The 15,443-nt window shown below is 37.9% G+C and carries 12 protein-coding genes; 11 read left to right on the plus strand and 1 reads right to left on the minus strand.

Annotated features, from left to right (window positions below):
* Nucleotides 1–78: 78 nt before the first annotated feature.
* The 11 genes from NBH15_RS21665 (at nt 79) to NBH15_RS21715 (ending at nt 14,256) form a co-directional block, all read left to right on the plus strand.
* A complete protein-coding gene (locus NBH15_RS21665) occupies nt 79–255 on the plus strand; it encodes a hypothetical protein (RefSeq protein WP_007658566.1) in 177 nt (58 codons plus the stop codon).
* A 76-nt stretch (nt 256–331) separates the two neighbouring features.
* Nucleotides 332–982, plus strand: coding sequence for a ribulose-phosphate 3-epimerase (gene rpe, locus NBH15_RS21670; RefSeq protein ID WP_010802573.1), 651 nt, complete (start codon nt 332–334; stop codon nt 980–982).
* A gap of 34 nt (nt 983–1,016) precedes the next feature.
* Complete coding sequence (locus NBH15_RS21675) at nt 1,017–2,294, plus strand: ComEC/Rec2 family competence protein (RefSeq protein WP_250823526.1); 1,278 nt, start codon at nt 1,017–1,019, stop codon at nt 2,292–2,294.
* Between the two features lie 45 nt (nt 2,295–2,339).
* The gene (locus NBH15_RS21680) at nt 2,340–3,389 is read left to right on the plus strand and encodes a DHH family phosphoesterase (RefSeq protein ID WP_048315739.1); all 1,050 of its coding nucleotides are present in this window, start codon (nt 2,340–2,342) and stop codon (nt 3,387–3,389) included.
* Between the two features lie 55 nt (nt 3,390–3,444).
* Nucleotides 3,445–4,029, plus strand: a complete 585-nt coding sequence (bamK, locus tag NBH15_RS21685) for a BamK family beta-barrel-assembly machinery protein (RefSeq protein WP_250823527.1) — start codon at nt 3,445–3,447, stop codon at nt 4,027–4,029.
* A 12-nt stretch (nt 4,030–4,041) separates the two neighbouring features.
* Complete coding sequence (glmM, locus tag NBH15_RS21690; RefSeq protein WP_250823528.1) at nt 4,042–5,430, plus strand: phosphoglucosamine mutase; 1,389 nt, start codon at nt 4,042–4,044, stop codon at nt 5,428–5,430.
* Nucleotides 5,431–5,645: 215 nt separating this feature from the next.
* Nucleotides 5,646–6,803 carry a tail fiber domain-containing protein gene (locus NBH15_RS21695; protein ID WP_250823529.1) on the plus strand — a complete coding sequence of 386 codons (1,158 nt, stop codon included), beginning with the start codon at nt 5,646–5,648 and terminating at the stop codon, nt 6,801–6,803.
* A gap of 5 nt (nt 6,804–6,808) precedes the next feature.
* Nucleotides 6,809–7,276, plus strand: coding sequence for a hypothetical protein (locus tag NBH15_RS21700; RefSeq protein ID WP_250823530.1), 468 nt, complete (start codon nt 6,809–6,811; stop codon nt 7,274–7,276).
* Between the two features lie 9 nt (nt 7,277–7,285).
* Entirely contained in the window at nt 7,286–13,279 is a 5,994-nt protein-coding gene (locus NBH15_RS21705) for an FG-GAP-like repeat-containing protein (RefSeq protein WP_250823531.1), read from the plus strand.
* A complete protein-coding gene (locus tag NBH15_RS21710) occupies nt 13,273–13,764 on the plus strand; it encodes a hypothetical protein (RefSeq protein ID WP_250823532.1) in 492 nt (163 codons plus the stop codon). Before NBH15_RS21705 ends, NBH15_RS21710 begins: the two co-directional genes overlap by 7 nt.
* A 234-nt stretch (nt 13,765–13,998) precedes the next feature.
* Nucleotides 13,999–14,256, plus strand: a complete 258-nt coding sequence (locus NBH15_RS21715) for an energy transducer TonB (protein ID WP_350472289.1) — start codon at nt 13,999–14,001, stop codon at nt 14,254–14,256.
* A gap of 549 nt (nt 14,257–14,805) precedes the next feature.
* Here NBH15_RS21715 and NBH15_RS21720 read toward each other — a convergent pair.
* Nucleotides 14,806–15,303, minus strand: coding sequence for a transposase (locus NBH15_RS21720; RefSeq protein ID WP_250823534.1), 498 nt, complete (start codon nt 15,301–15,303; stop codon nt 14,806–14,808).
* Nucleotides 15,304–15,443: the final 140 nt, after the last annotated feature.

Here is a 15,443-nt window from a genome sequence, read left to right on the forward strand (position 1 = left end):
ATAAAAATATTCTTCGGTTCATATAATAAGTAGAAAATTCTCCCGTTTTATTATCAAACGATTAAAAAGGGGATGCCTATGAAGAGATTTTCTACTCAATGTATGGATGGATTGAAGGATAAGACTAAAAAGAACCGGAACGAGAAGAAGAGTACACCAAGCAGACAAACGCTTGATTTCCTGTCTCAGTTTGCACGGAGTTACCATGTGGAACCTGCGCTGCAACCGGAATTCGGTGGTTATGTGATGAACTAAGAAATTGAAGGAAAGAGGACACTTGCGCAGTGTTCTCTTTCTTTTTTTTGTACCTTTGCACAAAAGACTTGAAATTATGAAACATAAGATTGCTCCTTCTTTGCTGGCTGCCGATTTTCTGAACCTGCAAAAAGAGGTCGAAATGATAAATAACAGTGAGGCGGACTGGTTGCATATGGATATTATGGATGGTGTTTTCGTTCCGAATATCTCATTCGGTTTTCCGGTGCTGGATGCGGTAAAGCCCATCCTGAAGAAGCCGATGGATGTGCATCTGATGATCGTCGAACCTCAGAAGTTTGTCAAAGAGGTTGCTGAGGCTGGCGCTTATATGATGAATGTTCATTATGAGGCTTGTACCCATTTGCATCGTACCATCGGTGCGATAAAGGAAGCCGGTATGAAGGCGGGCGTTACCTTAAATCCGCATACGCCGATCAGCCTGCTGGAAGATATTATCCAGGACCTTGATATGGTATTGTTGATGTCGGTCAATCCCGGTTTCGGCGGACAACGTTTTATTGAACATTCGGTCAATAAAACGGCCCGTTTAAAAGAAATGATCCGGGCAAAAGGGTTGGATACCTTAATAGAAGTGGACGGTGGTGTGAATCTGGAAACCGGGAAGCGTTTGCTGGAAGCCGGTGCCGATGTGCTGGTTGCCGGTAGCTTTGTTTTCAGTTCTCCTGATCCGATACGAACGATAAAAGAATTGAAAGAAATGTAGAGAAGATAGATAACCAACCAAAACCGACCTTTGTATGATAATAAAAGAAATACAAAAGCGGCCGTTTATCAGGCCGCTTTTCATATGGATAACCGGAATCTTGTTGCAGGCCTTCTTCGATTGCAGCGTTGTCTCGCTATTGTTGATTATCATTTCATTATTGATTGTGGCACTTTCTTATCTGGTTCCGAAGGTAGAGTCCGGAGGTGGCAATTATGAATTGCGCTGGGTTTGGGGCGCAGTGTTTCTGTCTTTATTACTTAGTCTTTCCATACAACGGACAGCTTATTGGCAGGAGAGGGGAGATAGCAGTGAAACATCGCTTTTAATGGAACTGGGCGGGAAAGGACAGGAACGTTTGTTGGAGCCTTTTGAGCGACTGAATTTGTCGAAAGAGGAAAAGTCTGTGTTGGCCACTATTACCCTCGGCTATCGTAAAGAGATGGATCGCGAGGTGAGGAAACGTTTTTCTGTTACGGGAGTAGCACATCTACTGGCTGTAAGCGGTTTTCATGTGGCTGTTGTTTGCGGATTCCTTTCTTTGCTGTTTTCTTTTTTGCCAAAGAATAGTTTTTACAGTTGGCTGAGATACCTGTTGATGCTTTGTCTGCTTTGGAGTTTCGTGGTTATTACCGGACTGGCAGCATCGGCTGTACGTGCCGGTTTGATGCTGACGCTTTATCTCACGGGGAGGGTACTCAGGCGGATGACTGACGGTTATAATACGTTGGCTGCTGCGGCTTTCTGTATGTTGGTGTTCAATCCGTTATATCTGTTTGATATTGGTTTTCAACTGAGTTATCTGGCTGTATTGTCTATTTTATATCTGCAACCTCGTCTGCAAAATCTTATCGTAGTGAGGAATCCTGTTATTGCGATACCCTGGGGATGGATCACGGTAACATTGGCTGCCCAAGCTGGGACAACCTTGCTGTGTTTGTATTATTTCCGGCAGTTCTCGTTAGTTTTCCTGTGTACCAATTTACCTTTGACGTTCCTGGCTACCTTTCTTATTCCGGCCGGACTGATCTGGTTATTGCTTCCTGTAGGCATTCCGGGTTACGGATTATTACAATTATTCGTAGAAAAGCTAACGCATACATTGTTTTGGATTGTCGATGCTTTTAGCCGTGTAGAGGAGGCGGTCTTTTATGGGCGTATCGATTTACTATTGACCATATTGGGGTATGGTTCCATTCTTTCCTTCTTGTTATTTACGAAGACCAGGCGTCCGGGAGTCCTTTTTGCCGGCTTGCTTCTATTGTTATTTATATTGTTTGATTTGCTTATTGAACGTTTTTTTACTGCATAGAACGTAAAAAAGTAGTACCTTTGTCACTGTAAACAACGATAATATATGATTACAAAAATCATTCACGAAGAGAAAATTCAGAAAGCCAAGAAATACGTAGAGAAAGGCGAAAGTTTTGTTATTGTAACCCACGTTACTCCTGATGGTGACGCTCTCGGTTCTTCTTTGGGGTTATACCATTTCCTTACTACTTACGGTAAAGACAATGTAACGGTTATTGTCCCGAATGAATTTCCGTCATTTTACAGATGGATGCCGGGGGCGAAAGATATTGTGATACATGAAAAGTATCCTGATTTTGCGGAACAGCTGATCCATGATGCAGATGTGATCTTCTGTCTGGATTTTAATGAACCCAAACGCATAGAGAAACTGGCGCCTGCGGTTATTGCATCGGAAGGGCGTAAGGTGATGATCGATCATCATCTGAATCCGGCTGACTTTTGTCGCGTAACAATGTCGTATCCGGAAATGTCATCAACGAGTGAGATGATTTTCCGTTTTATCTGTCGTATGGGGATGTTCGACCTAATGAGTAAAGAGGCGGCGGCATGTATTTATACCGGAATGATGACGGATACGGGTTCTTTTACCTATAACTCCAATAAACCGGAGATTTACACGATTGTCAGTGAGTTGATAAAGAAAGGTATAGACAAAGATCTGATATATCGTAAAGTATTCCAGGTATATTCCGAATCTCGGTTACGGATGCAGGGATATGTCTTGTATGAAAAGATGAAGATTTATCCGGAACATCATGCGGCTTTGATAACTCTTTCAAAGGAGGAACTGGACCGGTTCCATTACAAAACAGGTGATACGGAAGGTTTTGTCAATATGCCGTTGAGCATCGAAGGAGTTACTTTTAGTGTCTTTATCCGTGAAGATAGGGATTACATTAAAGTATCCCTCCGCTCGGTAGGTGATTTCCCTTGCAATCAGTTTGCTTGTCAGTATTTTAATGGCGGTGGTCATAAAAATGCGTCGGGGGGAGAGTTTTTCGGCTCTTTGGAGGATGCCGTAGCTACGTTTGAGAAGGGATTAAAAGAATTTAATCCTAATAAAACAGAAGAAATAGAGAAACTTGCCTGAGATATGGCAGATATTATTTACATTTGTCGCTCATTTATACATTAAAGAATAACAGATGAAGAAAGGTTTTTGTATCCTGATGATTTTGTGTGCAGCCCTGATGGTGGTGTCATGCGATAAGACGAAGTCGTACACTGAGCACTTGAAGGACGAGAGGAAAGCGATTGATCGGTTGATTGATCGTGAAGGATTTAAGATTCTTAAGCACTATCCGTCAGATGGTGTTTTTAAGGAAAATGAATTTGTGAAGTTGGATAATGATGTGTATCTGAATGTGATTGACTCAGGTAATGGAAATCGGGCAACGTTGGGTACGACCCGTGTTTTATGTCGTTTCATAGCTAATAACATCATGGATACGGATACTGCACAAATGTTGGTTGATAATTTATCTTCCAGATATAATAATATTTGGGGATTCCCTACAGAATTTATATTCGGTTATAATGTCTATTCGGGGGATAACAGAAGTTATGATCCGGATTTATTTGTAGGCGAAGGGTTGGCTACAGCTTTATACCATGTAGGAGAGGGAGCCACTGTCAAAATGATCGTTCCATTTAAGAGAATGGGTAGTTATTTCCAAAGTAGCTATATGCCTGTCTATTTTAGTAAAGTAAAATATACATTCGAAAAATAATCTAACATACTTATGACTCTAATTAAATCTATTTCCGGTATTCGCGGTACAATAGGCGGAGCACCGGAAGACGGATTGAATCCGTTAGCCATTGTGAAGTTTGTGGCAGCTTATGCTACCTTCATCAGAAAAAACACGACAGTTACAACAAACAAAATCGTAGTAGGACGTGATGCCCGTATCTCCGGCCCGATGGTAAAACAGGTGGTTTTGGGTACGCTTACCGGTATGGGATTTGATGTGGTCGATATCGACCTGGCTACAACCCCGACTACTGAATTAGCCGTTGCTATGGAAGGTGCTTGCGGTGGTATTATCCTGACTGCCAGCCATAATCCGAAACAGTGGAATGCCTTGAAGTTGTTGAACGAAAAAGGAGAGTTCCTGAATGCAGCCGAAGGTGCTGAAGTTTTGGATATTGCAGCTTCTGAAAGTTTTGAATTTGCCGATGTGGATCATTTGGGAAAAGTGATCGTTGACGATACATATAAACAGAAACATATCGAGAGTGTACTTAATCTTGACCTGGTAGACGTAGAAGCGATTAAAGCGGCTAACTTCCGGGTGGCTATTGATGCTGTAAACTCAGTGGGTGGTATTGTTTTGCCGGATTTACTTTATGCTTTGGGTGTGAAGGAAATCTTTAAACTGCATTGTGCTCCTCACGGAAATTTCTCTCATAATCCGGAACCTATTCCAGAAAACCTGACAGAGATTTCAGACCTGATGAAACATGCTAAAGCGGATGTCGGTTTTGTTGTCGATCCGGACGTAGACCGTTTGGCTATTATCTGCGAAGATGGTGAAATGTTTGGCGAAGAGTACACATTGGTGGCAGTAGCCGATTATATATTGAGTCATACGCCGGGTAATACGGTAAGTAACCTGAGTTCAAGCCGTGCGTTACGTGATGTAACCCGTGCTCATGGTTGCGAATATAATGCAGCTGCGGTAGGTGAAGTAAACGTTGTTACTAAGATGAAAGCGACAAACGCTGTGATTGGTGGTGAAGGTAACGGTGGTGTGATCTATCCGGCCAGCCATTACGGTCGTGATGCCTTGGTTGGTATTGCCTTGTTCCTGACTCATCTGGCAAAGAAGAAAATGAAAACAAGCGAATTACGTGCCAGCTATCCTCCGTATTTTATCTCCAAGCAGAAAGTACAGCTGACTCCGGAGATCAATGTGGATGCAATCCTGGCTAAGGTGAAAGAAAAATTTGCTCAGTATGATATCACTGATATCGACGGTGTAAAGATCGACTTCCCTGACAAATGGGTTCACCTCCGTAAAAGTAATACCGAACCGATCATCCGTATCTATTCCGAGGCTCACACAATGAAAGAAGCTGAAGAGATCGGCGGCGAGTTGATTGCGGTGATTAATGAGATGTGTAAGTGATCTCTTAAAATAGGCGGATAACGAATTCTAAAAAACAAAGCGTGGCGAATTAGCTAATATAGCGTTCGTCGCGCTTTGTTTTTTTGATCCGTTTTGTTACATGAAATATAGGATATGATAACCATAACGGCAGGTTTGATAAATGTAGAGTATAAAATATTTACTTAGTAAGATATATAACATATTTTTATAATAAAATTTTAAACTCATCGGAAATGAAAAAGACTTATCTCTTAATTGCTTTTATCACTTGTTTGTGCTTCTCTTTAAACGCTCAGTTGAGATTATTACAAAATGGTCGTGTTCAGGTTGGAACTCTTAAAGAGGGAAACGAAGATGTTAAGAATGTCACGACAATGCAAGTTTTTGGACCTTATGGAGATATGCGTTCAGGTTCAAAACTGACGTTTGGTGATTTTGGCCAATATGACGCAAATGGTTGGAATGTCTTTTTAGGAGAATACGGAACAAGTGATACGGACCAGCTTTGGTTACATGGTAAAAAAGGTATATATATGACTTCAAATGGGCAAGCGAGTACGGTTATAGCCTCTTATGATCCCTCAGTCAATGCCAACTTCGTTTTTAATACGAATCTTCGGGTAAATGGAGTCAATATCACATCTGATGCCCGTCTGAAAGAGAATGTAGAGTCACTTCAAAACACTTTAGGTATTATAGATCAATTAAATGGGGTCAGCTATAATTATAAGCTTTCTGAAATTAATAAATATCGTGAACCGGATGGATCTAAATTTTCCCAAGACCTGTCTACACAAAAGAATACCAATTCCGATTTATCAACTAATGCCGCATTGACGGAAAAGGAGATTCAGGGCAAACTTTATCAAAGTGAAATAGAAAGGAAAGAAGCAGAAGAAGCAAGTCGTAAGAGGATCGGTTTTTTAGCACAGGATGTTGAAAAAGTTTTACCGGAACTTGTCCGGACTGATGAAAATGGCATCAAGTCTATTGACTATACAGGTTTTATTCCTCTTATTGTAGAAAGCCTTAAAGAAATGCAACAAACCATCCAAGATCAGCAAAACGAGATAGAAAATCTGCGGAGCCTTTTACCTGAAGGAACCAAATCTATGTTACGTTCAACTTCTACAAATAATATAAATGTAGTCGAAGGTGCGAAATTATATAACAGAGCCGGAACCTCAGTATCTTATATATTACCTTCTGCTTTTTCCAATGCTTATTTACAGGTGTTTGACATTGCCGGAAGAATATTAAAGAAAATAACCCTGACAACTCCAAATGATATTGTAGAAATAAATCCGTCCGAAATTGGTTTGGGAACGTTTATCTATGTATTATATGTAGACGGACAAAAAGCGGATACGCTGAAAAAAATTATAAATTGATTTTTATGAAAAGAAAAGATATGTCGTCCATATGCATGAAGTTGTGTATCTCGTTTTTTCTTTTTTGGGGTGTTTGTGACTCCATTTTTTCAAAGGAAGATAACAAAGGGGAAAAAACAACGGATAACATCTTGCTTCAAACAGTTGTTGATAGTGTAAGAAATACGCAATCCCACCATTCTTCAGTTGTTAAAAATGGTTGTGTCAGTGTATTTAAAGATAAGAACGTTTCTTCTGTTATATCTGTTTGGGGATGTGATTCTTTGTTTGTACAAAATGTAACAATTATAAATGGTGGCAACTTGACACTTTCTGCACCTGGAGATGTTACATTGAATGGTCTATTTGTTGGAGAATTGGGTAGTATTTTAAACATAAAGGCTGAAGATTTGCAATACGTATTTGAGTTTTTTTACGATGCATCCGGTAATCGGGAAATGAGACAAGTGAGTGTTGTTGAATCGGATATTTAATTAACGAGAATGATGACTAAATACATATATTATTTATTGTTACTAATAGTTTTACCTTTACAGGTAATAGCTCAGAATACATCGAACTTATCCGGTTCATTCGATATTGGTCCGGTTGGAAATGCGACATATAATATACCGGTAGATCTTCCTTCTGGAACGGCAGGATTAAAACCAGACATTTCCATTGTCTATAACAGTTTTTCTGGAGATGGTGTTATGGGAAAGGGTTTTTCACTGTCTGCTATATCTTCTATTACGCGAGCCAATACAACTGTTTTTCATAATGGTTATATTAGTGATATAAAGTTCGATAATACAGATAAATATATGTTAGACGGCAATCGTTTAATGTATGATGCGTCGATGAATCAATACCGAACGGAAATGAATCCCTACTCTCAAATAAAAACTATATCACCGAATACTTCTTCTGCTTATTTTGAGGTAAAGACAAAAGAGGGTTTGATTATGGAATATGGTAATACATCTGATTCCAAATTATATGCTCAAGGATCCCATAAAGATCAAGTGGCATTTTGGATGCTCAATAAAGTAAAAGATCGTAGAGGGAATTATTATACGTATACATACGAAAAAAATGATGATAACGGAGAAATCCGTTTAAAGCAGATTGATTATACAGGCTATACGGGAAGTACGAACCGTGTTCCTTATTGTTCAGTGAAGTTTACTTATACGAGTCGAAATTATGATGTTAACTTGAACTATATAGCTGGAAGTGAATTTGAGGAAACTAAACTGCTAAGTGAAATTGGAATTTATTATGGAGCAGAGCTTTATCGTAGATATACCATGACTTATAATTATGACGGAAATGATTTTACATATCTTTTGTCAAAAATTACAGTTACCGGTCAGAATAATGAAACTTTAAAACCGATAGTATTCAATTGGTATAAAAATACTGATTTTAAGCACAAACAGGTGGTATACGATCAATCGTCGAGTGCCATGAACTACATCAATAAAGCCTATATATCTTTGGGAGATTATAATGGTGACGGTAGAACTGATCTTTTAGCAACGCCGATGGAAGATGCCGACTGGACAGGCTGGAAATTGTTTCTGGCGGATACTGATGGAAATAAGCTCACTTATTCGGGGAGTGGAACTCTTCCTGAAAGATATAAGGAGCCGGTTCCCGGTGATTACAATGGAGATGGTATTACAGACTTTCTGGCGTGCCGGGAGACTGTTGCAAAATCTCTTAACGGGAACGATCTGCCTTTAGCTTCATTGTCAGATACGTTAATAAATCAGACATCCGAAAATAGGGCATCTGTTACTTACTATAATTATTTCATTTATTATGGTACTGGGAATGGATTTACGGCAGGGCCGGTACCTGCTATTACAACTGAATCACGTCCTCATGGAGTTCGTGTAGCGGACTTTAATGGGGATGGTGCTATGGACTTGTTTGTGTATTATAAGGAGAAGAATGGCTCTGTGGATTATAAAATTTGTATGTCCGGCTATTCTGACGGGACATTGACTGCGTTTAATACAATTAAAACGGGTACTATTCTTTCAGAGATGAATTGGGATCAGGTGGAAGTATGGGATTTTAATGGCGATGGTTTGGCTGAAGTGATTAATTTTCGTGACGATGGTTACGACTATATGGAAAATAACGGAGCCGGTTCATTGTATAGAAGCCGTACCGGAACCTTTCCGAATAAAAAGCATAAAATAAGTTTTGGCGATTTTAACGGAGACAGGAAAATCGATTTATTGCTGACGGGTTGGAACGATATGGAATGGAGTGAATGGCAAACGTTGTTATCTACCGGTTCCGGATTTAAAAGTTATTCTTTCCCCAAGAAATTTAATGCTTATTCTAAAGATATTTATGTATGTGATTTGAATGGTGACGGAAATGATGATTTTTTTGCTGTTGATAAAACTTCAGACAATATGAGCGCCCTTCGTTGTTATATAGGATATGATAACGGACGTAATTTTAAAGAGTATACGAGTGTAAACACATACGGATCCGACAAATGGAACTTTTTCCCATTAGACACAAGAGGCGATGGCAAATTAGGATTTTTAGTAACATCCACACCTAATTCTTGGAAAGGGTATCAATTGTATATGCCGAATGCTGAGTTTTCTAATTTACTAAAATCGGCTACAGATTCTCATGGAAATGTGACGTCTATTTCCTATAAAAAAATGTCGGATGCTTCCATATATACAAAAACTCCGCCAATAGGAGGGAGTGCAACTGTTTCCGGGTATGATAGTTTGTCTTTTACAGCTCCCTTCAAATTGGTTTCAGAGGTTAGTATAAGTAATGGTATTGGAGGGACGAACAGTATTGCATATACTTACGAGAATGCAAAAGTATTTAAACGGGGACGTGGATTTCTGGGGTTTACAAAGACAATAATGAATGATTTAAGTACTTCTGTTAAAACAACGATTACACAGAGTTTTTCAGAAACTTATTATCAGGCGGCAATTAAAAGTATAGAAAAAATCTATACGCCGACGAACCGAAAATTGACACAATCAAACTATACAAATACTTTAACGAAGCCTTCAAATGCGTACGGGACATTTGTATATCAACCTACATCAGTGACGGAACAAACTTATGAACCGACTGCAAATAAGGTTATTCAAACAGTAACAACAAATTATTCTTATGATGATTATGGGAATTTGTTGACTCAGACTGCAACGTATGGTAATGGAGATGTACAAAAAGTAACGAATACATATAGTAATAATACGACAGACTGGCTTATCGGATTATTAACACGAAGTGTGAGTGTCAGTACGGTTAATAACAGTTCGCAAACAAATACGGTCGATTATAGTTATTACAGCACAACAGGGTTGTTGCATACGCAAACGGTTGAGCCTAATCAGTCTACTTATAAATCGGTGGTTACTTATACCTATGATGAATATGGAAATGTTGCAACAAAAAACAAAACGGTAGGTAATATTTCCCGTGAGGAATCTTATACTTATGAAAACGGGCGTTTTATTAATACTCATACTGATGTATTAGGACAGGTTGAATCTTTTATTTATGAACCGGTATCCGGCTTGTTGTCTTCTCGAACAGACATAAATGGAGATAAGTCGACTTATAGCTATGATGGCTTTGGTAAAATCAAAACACAAACACTTAGTTCTTCATCAGGAAACAGTGCTTCGATAAGTTGGACTTGGACAAATGGTAATCCTTCTAACTCTGTTGTTCTACGCACAGAGACAACAGGTGACGGACAAGTGATAAAAACTTGGTATGATGCATCCGGACGAGAAATACAATCCAGTCACAAGAACTTTTTAAATAAGGAAATTCTAACAACAACGGAATATGACGCATTAGGTCGTACGATTAAAATTTCAGAGCCCCATTTTTCAGGGAGTGCATCATCTTCCATACAGTATCATACAAGTCAGTACGATGATTATGGTAGGATAAGCAAGGTTATTACTCCTTTAGGAACAATTACTTATAGCTATTCAGGTAATCAAACAACGGTTAATGATGGAACGAAGGGGTACACAATTGTACGTGAGACTGATAAGGCTGGAAAGTTACTATCAGTAACTGATCCGGGAGGTAAAATAACTTATACGTATGGCCCGTCGGGAGATCCTGTTAAAGTGGCTTGCGGTACTACTACTTCTACCATGAAATATGATTTGTTAGGACGTAGAACCGAATTGAAGGATCCGAATGCAGGAACGATATCCTATGAATATGACGGGTGGGGTAATTTAAAAAAGCAGACGGATGCCAGAGGTGAAACCGAAGAATTTGTATATGCCAATAATGGATTGCTGGAAACTTATAAAAGAGGACAAGAATCGTTTACTTATAGTTATGACTCCCAATATAAAGGACAGGTGAGTTCAATCGCATGTGGCGGTATTAAAACGGCATATACGTATGGCGATTATGGACTATTACAATCAAAAACAGAGACTATAGATAATAAATCGTTCCAATTTTCATATAGTTATAATAATAAAGGTCAATTGGAAGTAATGACGTATCCTAATTCTAAATCAATAAAATATGAATATGCCAATGGAGACCTTTATAAAATAATCTGGCAGCCTAGTGCTACGACTGTCTGGCAGAAAAGTGATGAAAATGCCAAAGGACAGACATTATCGATAAAATCAGGGAATGGTTTGCAAGGAAGTTTCGCATATAATACAATCGGTGTACCTACATCCATTCGTACTTTAAAAGGGACGACGGCTTTGCTGGATATTGCTTATCAAAATAATGATTCTCGTGGAAATATCAAGAATAGAAAGGACTTGGTTAAATCGTTGGAAGATAATTTTACCTATGATGATCTGAATCGTGTGATAACAGACGTGGAATATAGTGATAACGGAAATATTACCTACAAATGGGATGCAGGAATATATAGTTATGATGAAAATCATCCTCATGCTATCAGTAGGTTATCTCCAAGTAATGGTTTTGGACTATCAAGAACAAATTTATCTGTCACATATAATAGTGTTCGCCTACCAGTGGAGATAACAGAGTCAGGTAAAACTTATACACTAACTTATGGAGCAGAAAACTATCGAATAAAAAGTCTATATAAAGAAAATAACACGACTGTATTCACGAAATATTATAGCGGCCCTTATGAAGAAATCCAAAAAGGTTCTACAACTCGTAAAAATTACTATATTTACGTTGGTGGAGAAATAGTAGCTGTTTATACGGAAGGTGCATCTGATGCAGGTATGTATTATTTCCATACTGACCATTTGGGTTCTCCCTGGTTGATAACGAATGCTTCGGGTAATGAAGTACAACGTATGAACTTTAATGCCTGGGGACGTAGACGGGATGCTATGAACTGGAATAATTATACGGATCTGCCAGAGATGAAATTTGATCGAGGTTTTACAGGGCATGAACATTTGGATATGTTTGGGTTGATCAATATGAATGCCCGTTTGTATGATCCTGTGTTAGGCCGTTTCTTAAGCCCTGATCCCATTGTCCAGGTGCCGGATTTTACGCAAGCTTATAATGGGTATGCGTATGCGATGAATAATCCGTTATCGTATAAAGACCCAACGGGAGAGTTTCTTTTTACGGCTTTGATACCAGGATTTGGGATCTTTTTGGATGCAATGATTGTAGGTACAGCGGTAGGAGCAGTTGGTGGAGGTGTGAAAAGTGCAATACAGGGACAGAATTTCTGGAATGGAGCTTGGAAAGGTGCCATAACAGGAGGTGTAGGTGGGCTAATGGCACCAATAGGCGGAGCAGGGATGAGTTTTGCTGCAAATGTAGGTCTTGGAGCTGCCCAAGGTGCATTAGTTGGAAGTTTAGATGCTGCTTTGTGGGGTACAAGCGTAGGAAAAGGTCTATTATGGGGTTGTATTTCTGGTGCATCATTTGCTACATTAACATCTGATAATATGAAGAATATGTTTAAAGGAAAAGGATTCAAGTCAAATCAAAGTGTGTTTAAAGATTTTTCTGCAGGGAAATATACGGCAGAAGGAGGTGTTTGGCAACAGGATGCGCTTGATTATTTCGGGTTTGAAGGGAAATATGATCCTAATAATCCTTTGTTTGGCGAGAATGCAAATTATCCGGGAATAACAAATGTGCAAACAGGAGAAATATTTTATCATGATGCTCCTTTCGAAAAGAATTATGATTATTTGAAATTTGTAGCTGATCATGAGGGGATGCATTCTCGTCATGTATTATCGGGGAAATATGCAAATCGTGTACTTGATAATATAGAAATAGGGTCAGAAGAGTGGAGTGTGTATATGCATAATTATAAAAATCAAGGTTTGTATCCAAAACATGGTATGCAAGATTTAGTAAATAGAATAAATGATTATGGAACAAATGCTGGTTTTTATGGGCCGCAAATTACTCCAAATGGATATTCTATAACTAATTTTGAAATAAAACATTGGCATATAATTTATAAAATACCGAGAAGATGGTGAAAATTGTATTTCTAATATTAGTTTCTATGTTAAATTTGTGTAAAGTATATTCTCAGCGGATTGAAGACTGTTTACGTTTAAATATTTCTGCAGTAACAGATACTGTTCAATATGGAGACTCTTTGCAATTAAATGCTTTTTTTTTAAATGTTACAAATAATAAGTATACATTTTATCCTATAGCCCGATTAGTATTGGAGAAAAAGGAGCAGAGAAAAGCTTTTGGTGTAGATTATGATAAGTCATATATAGTAAATAGTGAAATAGATTTAAATTTTACACACCCCCTTTCTCCTAATGCAATATATGAAACGAAGTATTCTATATTTATTGATCCTAGATATTTTCTAAAAGGAGAAAATGTGTTTTATCTATGTTATCTTTTTAGGCCTAAATGGGATGTAGAATTTAAGCGTAAATATCTAAAAAAATCTTCTCTTTTTGGTGTATTGAGAAGTAACTCGTTTGTGATATATGTAAAATAAGTAATATGAGAATATTTTTTTTGATATTGTCCTTCATATCCTCAGAAAAACTGGTTGTATAAAATTCCAAGAAGATGGTAATATGAGAACTCTAATTATAATATTTTTTGTTGTTGCTCCTTTTGTATATTCAAATGATATGGAAGCGCAATTAGTGACTTATGTATCTAGATCTCCTTTGTTTGAAGGAGATCTCAAAGTATTTGTAATGAATCGCTTGACTATCAGTTCTTTGTGAAGAGTGGTTCGATAGAAGGACGAGTTCTCATCTCTTTTATGATTGATACGATGGGAAATACGTTTGATCATGTTGTTGTTAGGGGAATACGAGAGGATTTGGATCAGGATGCATTACGTGTGGCTCGATTAATAAAATATGATACTCCTGCCATGCAAAAGTATAAGCCTGTAATAGTTAAATTTGTTGTTCCTATTGATTTTAGTTTGCAATATGATCAACTGATGAAGAATAATTTTTTTGTGATTCTTTGAATAATCATACGTCTTTACCTTTATACAGAAAGAAAAGGAAATAACATGTTTGTATTGAATGATAAAGATGTTAATTGCAATTTGTCTATGGTTGATAAAACACAGACAAAAATATCTGTTGCAAAATTTATGTATGATGAAAAAGGAATGGTGAAAATATTAAAATAGTGGATTGTTTATTAGAACAAATAGTGATTCATGTTTTCAAATAGATTTGGTATTGAAAAGTTTTTTGGAGCTGTGAGATACTATAAAAGCATAGGGGCCTAGTGTTTGGTGATAATATTAATTTTATTTAATGGTATGAATGCTTCTCAGAATATTATATATGATGAATATGTCTTGTCTGATGTGTCCGGGTTGAGATATATCAATATAATACGAAATAATAGAATGACAGATGTGAATATAAGGATTGTTCTTTTATTGATAAATAAGACTTATTACAGTATGAGGATTGATCTTCTTGGGTATAATCCCCATATTGAGACTTTATTCTCTTATGGATATTTTAAACAAGAAAATAATGTCGTCTTTTTAAGAGCCTGTTTAAATTTTATTCAATAGCATCCTAATAGATGCTAGTTTCACCATTTCCTCTGCCGAATCGAATGTCCATTCATAGTTTCGGCAGAGTCTTCTATAGTTGTCAAACCATGAAAATGTCCTTTCCACAATCCATCTTTTTCCAATTGGCTTGAATCCATTTACCTTATCTCCACTTACCACAACTTCAAGGATATATCCAAAAGCAGTTTTTATCTTGTCCGCTATTTCCCCACGATAACCGGCATCGGTTAATATGATTTTGATATTGCAACAAAGCTCCCTAAGGTATCTCGCTAATAAATAAGCCGCTTTACTATCATGTACGCAGGCAATTGTCACCATGACAGCCAATAGAAAACCATTCTTATCCACTACTACATGACGTTTGACTCCTTTTATTTTCTTATTCCCATCAATACCATTAAGAGAACGATTATCGCCCCAGCGTACGCTCTGGCTATCCATAATACCTAGACTACATTCTGCTTTTTGTCCCATATTGACACGCACTTTTTTGGAAAAACCGGAGGTGACTGGGACAGTGCGCCGGAGGAGGCTGGGACACTTTTGATGCGACAAAGTTAATGATTTTTTCTGAGACTGTCTCCTTTGAGTTCAAAACGGATTGCCGAGTGTAC

Source organism: Parabacteroides caeci (assembly GCF_023656795.1).
Taxonomy (GTDB): Bacteria; Bacteroidota; Bacteroidia; order Bacteroidales; family Tannerellaceae; genus Parabacteroides; species Parabacteroides segnis.